Source organism: Streptomyces azureus, from assembly GCF_001270025.1.
GTDB lineage: Bacteria > Actinomycetota > Actinomycetes > Streptomycetales > Streptomycetaceae > Streptomyces > Streptomyces azureus.
On record NZ_DF968295.1, the window covers coordinates 1 to 4,643 of the forward strand.

4 protein-coding genes are annotated in these 4,643 nt (G+C 69.8%); 2 read left to right on the forward strand and 2 right to left on the reverse strand.

Annotated elements, in window-relative coordinates:
- A partial coding sequence (locus AOQ53_RS19540) for an RNA polymerase sigma factor (protein WP_148640354.1) occupies nt 1-1,013 on the reverse strand: 1,013 nt, incomplete at its 3' end.
- A gap of 212 nt (nt 1,014-1,225) precedes the next feature.
- A complete protein-coding gene (locus AOQ53_RS19545) occupies nt 1,226-2,665 on the reverse strand; it encodes a gamma-aminobutyraldehyde dehydrogenase (RefSeq protein ID WP_059419034.1) in 1,440 nt (479 codons plus the stop codon).
- Nucleotides 2,666-2,829: 164 nt separating this feature from the next.
- Between AOQ53_RS19545 and AOQ53_RS19550 the strand changes: the two genes are divergently transcribed.
- The gene (locus AOQ53_RS19550) at nt 2,830-3,369 is read left to right on the forward strand and encodes an Lrp/AsnC family transcriptional regulator (RefSeq protein WP_059419035.1); all 540 of its coding nucleotides are present in this window, start codon (nt 2,830-2,832) and stop codon (nt 3,367-3,369) included.
- 61 nt (nt 3,370-3,430) lie between these two features.
- Nucleotides 3,431-4,643 (forward strand): aspartate aminotransferase family protein (locus tag AOQ53_RS19555; protein WP_059419038.1); only part of this gene is annotated, 1,213 nt, incomplete at its 3' end.

Sequence of the window (4,643 nt, forward strand, 5' to 3'; positions counted from 1 at the left end):
GGGGGGGGGGGGGGGGGGGGGGGGGGGGGGGGGGGGGGGGGGGGGGGGGGGGGGGGGGAGGGGGGCGGCTGGGGGGTGGCCGTGGCGGTGGGGGTGACCGCGGCCCGGGGAGGCGGGGCGTCCGGCGGCTGGGTGACGACGTAGGCGCCGCCCGCGACCATCGTCGCGCCGGCGGTCATCGCGACGGCCGGCTTGGTGAGCGCGCCCAGCAGCTTGGCGGACCACCCGGCGGAGGTGGCGGCCACGGCCGTCTTGCCGCCGAAGGCGAGCGACAGCGTGAACCCGACGGGCAGCGGGACGAGCGCGATGCCGACCAGGAGGCGTTCCGCAGGTACGACCGTCTCGTGGGTGCCGCCGCAGTAGCCGCAGCCCCGGATGTGCCGGGCCAGCCGCTTGCGCCACACCGAGTCGGGCCGGCCGTTCCAGCGGCCGGTCAGCTCGCGCAGGCCGGGGCAGGCGCCGTCCAGGGCGCGGACGATGCCGCGCGAGGTCTCCAGGCGCTCCTTCATCCGCTGCACGCGCACGGCGGCGTGCTGCCGGGTGATGCCGACGGCGGCGGCCAGTTCGCGCCGGGTCAGTTCGCCCGCGACCTCCAGCCACCACAGCGACAGCAGCTGCCTGTCCTCGTCGTCGAGCCACCGCACGGCCTCGGCGACCTCGCGCCGCTGCCCCTCCAACTGCAGCCGCAGCACGGTCAGTTCGGCGAAGTCGGAGGCCGCGGCCTCCTCCAGCCGGTCCGGGGTCCGGCGCCGCCGGGCACGGTCGCGTATCTGGCGCATGGCGATCGCCACCAGCCAGGACCGGAAGCTGTCCGGGTCGCGCAGCGAACCGAGGTTGTCGACCGCGCGCAGCATGGTCTCCTGGACGACGTCGTCGACGTCGGCGTGACCGTTCAGGGCCCGGCCCACGATGTTGTAGACCAGCGGCAGCCAGCCCGCGACCAGTTCGTCCAGCGCCTGCCGGTCGCCGGACTGCGCCGCCGTGATGGTGGCGCGCCAGTGCTGACTGTCCACGGTGGCCTCTCGACGCCTGGGATCACTGATGTTCCGCACGCACCCTCTCAGGTAGGACCGGGATCTTGGCTATGCCGGGGATCACAGACGGAGACGGTGTGAAGGACTTGCGGATAACACTTTTCCGCGCGGGCCACCGGACGCACGAGCGGCCCCGGACGGAACCAACCGTCCGGGGCCGCAGGCAGTCCTGCCGGGGTGACTACGGGTGACTACGCGTCCAACGACGTCATCACGTGCTTGATCCGCGTGTAGTCGTCGAAGCCGTACGCCGACAGGTCCTTGCCGTAGCCGGACTTCTTGAAGCCGCCGTGCGGCATCTCGGCGACCAGCGGGATGTGGGTGTTGATCCACACGCAGCCGAAGTCGAGCTTCTTGGACATCCGCATGGCGCGGCCGTGGTCCTTGGTCCACACGGAGGAGGCGAGCGCGTACTCGACGCCGTTGGCCCACTCCACCGCCTGGTCCTCGTCCGAGAAGGACTGCACGGTGATGACCGGGCCGAAGACCTCCTTCTGGATGATCTCGTCGTCCTGCTCGAGGCCCGAGACGACGGTCGGCGCGTAGAAATAGCCCTTGTCGCCGACCCGCTTGCCGCCGGTCTCCACGCGCGCGTGCGCGGGCAGCCGGTCGATGAAGCCCTCGACCTGCTTGAGCTGGTTGGGGTTGTTGAGCGGGCCGAACAGCACGTCCTCGTCGTCCGGGTGCCCGGTCTTCGTCTCGGCGGCGGCCTTGGACAGCGCGGAGACGAACTCGTCGTGGATGGACTCGTGGACGAGGACGCGCGTGGCGGCCGTGCAGTCCTGGCCGGCGTTGAAGTAGCCCGCGACCGAGATGTCCTCGACGGCCTTGGCGATGTCGGTGTCCTCGAAGACCACGACCGGCGCCTTGCCGCCCAGCTCCAGGTGGACGCGCTTGACGTCCTTGGAGGCGGACTCGGCGACCTGGATGCCGGCGCGCACCGAGCCGGTGATGGAGGCCATCGCCGGGATGTCGTGCTCGACCATCATGCGGCCGGTCTCGCGGTCGCCGCAGATGACGTTGAAGACGCCCTTGGGCAGGATCCCGCCGAGGATCTCCGCGATCAGCACCGTCGACGCGGGGGTGGTGTCGGACGGCTTCAGCACGACCGTGTTGCCCGCCGCGATCGCCGGGGCGAACTTCCACACGGCCATCATCATCGGGTAGTTCCACGGCGCGACCTGCGCGCAGACGCCGACCGGCTCGCGGCGGACGATGGAGGTCAGGCCTTCCATGTACTCACCGGCCGAGCGGCCCTCGAGCATCCGCGCCGCACCCGCGAAGAAGCGGATCTGGTCGACCATCGGGGGGATCTCCTCGGAGCGGGTCAGCCCGACCGGCTTGCCCGTGTTCTCCACCTCGGCCGCGATCAGCTCCTCGGCGCGCTCCTCGAAGGCGTCCGCGATCTTCAGCAGGGCCTTCTGGCGCTCGGCGGGCGTGGTGTCGCGCCAGCCGGGGAAGGCCTCGGCGGCCGCCGCCATCGCGGCGTCCACGTCCGCCTGCCCGGACAGCGGAGCGGTCGCGTACGCCTCGCCCGTCGCGGGATTGACCACCTCGGTGGTCCGTCCGTCGGCGGCGTCCCGGAACTCACCGCCGATGTAGTTGCGCAGACGACGCAGCTCGGTGCTCACTGCCGGCCCTCCAGTTCGGATGTCCAGTACTTGAGACACCCACCCTAGTCGGCGGCCCCACGTTTTCAACACCCCCGCTCCCTTCGATCGTGCGGAATCCGCAGGAGTCGGCTACCGAAACAACGGATTTCATCGATCGAGGCTTGCGGAAGTGTCGAGACCTCGTGCACAGTGACCTCGTGGCCAGTCGAAGCGCAGACCAGAAGGGCTCGCGGGAGCACCGCGAGTCCTCCCGCGAGTCCAGGAACGGCAGCTCGCCGCAGCTGGACGCCGTCTCCCTCGCCATCATCGAGCAGCTCCAGGAGGACGGCCGCCGGCCGTACGCCGCCATCGGCAAGGCCGTGGGCCTGTCCGAGGCGGCCGTGCGCCAGCGCGTCCAGAAGCTGCTCGACCAGGGCGTGATGCAGATCGTCGCCGTCACGGACCCGCTCACCGTGGGCTTCCGCAGACAGGCGATGGTCGGCGTCAACGTCGAAGGCGACGTGGAGTCGGTCGCGGACGCGCTGACGGCCATGTCCGAGTGCGAGTACGTGGTGATGACCGCAGGCTCCTTCGACCTCATGGTGGAGATCGTCTGCGAGGACGACGACCACCTCCTGGACGTCATCAACAAACGCATCCGGGCCGTCCCCGGAGTGCGCTCCACCGAGAGCTTCGTCTACCTCAAGCTCAAGAAGCAGACCTACATGTGGGGAACCCGATAACCGTGAGGACCCGATAGCCGTGAGCAAGGACCTCTCCCAGACCGCGTACGACCACCTGTGGATGCACTTCACGCGCATGTCGTCGTACGAGAAGGCCCCCGTCCCCACCATCGTCCGGGGCGAGGGCACGTACATCTACGACGACCAGGGCAAGCGCTACCTGGACGGTCTCGCCGGCCTGTTCGTGGTGCAGGCCGGGCACGGCCGGGTCGAGCTCGCCGAGACCGCCTCCAAGCAGGCGCAGGAGCTGGCGTTCTTCCCGGTGTGGTCCTACGCCCACCCCAAGGCCGTCGAGCTGGCCGAGCGCCTCGCGCACCACGCCCCGGGCGACCTGAACAAGGTCTTCTTCACCACCGGCGGCGGCGAGGCCGTCGAGACCGCCTGGAAGCTCGCCAAGCAGTACTTCAAGCTGGTCGGCAAGCCCACCAAGCACAAGGTCATCTCCCGCGCGGTCGCCTACCACGGCACCCCGCAGGGCGCCCTGTCCATCACCGGCCTGCCCGCTCTGAAGGCACCCTTCGAGCCCCTCGTACCGGGCGCCCACAAGGTCCCGAACACCAACATCTACCGGGCGCCGATCCACGGTGACGACCCCGAGGCCTTCGGCCGCTGGGCCGCCGACCAGATCGAGCAGCAGATCCTCTTCGAGGGCGCGGACACGGTCGCCGCGGTCTTCCTGGAGCCGGTGCAGAACGCGGGCGGCTGCTTCCCGCCCCCGCCCGGCTACTTCCAGCGCGTGCGCGAGATCTGCGACCAGTACGACGTGCTGCTCGTGTCCGACGAGGTCATCTGCGCCTTCGGCCGCCTGGGCACGTACTTCGCCTGCGACAAGTTCGACTACGTCCCGGACATGATCACCTGCGCCAAGGGCATGACCTCCGGCTACTCCCCCATAGGCGCGTGCATCGTCTCCGACCGCCTCGCCGAGCCGTTCTACAAGGGCGACAACACCTTCCTGCACGGTTACACCTTCGGCGGCCACCCGGTCTCCGCGGCCGTGGGCCTGGCCAACCTCGACCTGTTCGAGCGCGAGAACCTCAACCAGCACGTCCTCGACAACGAGGGCAACTTCCGCGCCACCCTGGAGAAGCTCCACGACCTGCCGATCGTCGGCGACGTCCGCGGTAACGGCTTCTTCTACGGCATCGAACTCGTCAAGGACAAGGCCACCAAGGAGTCCTTCGACGCGGACGAGACCGAGCGCGTCCTGTACGGCTTCCTCTCCAAGAAGCTGTACGAGAACGGCCTGTACTGCCGTGCCGACGACCGCGGCG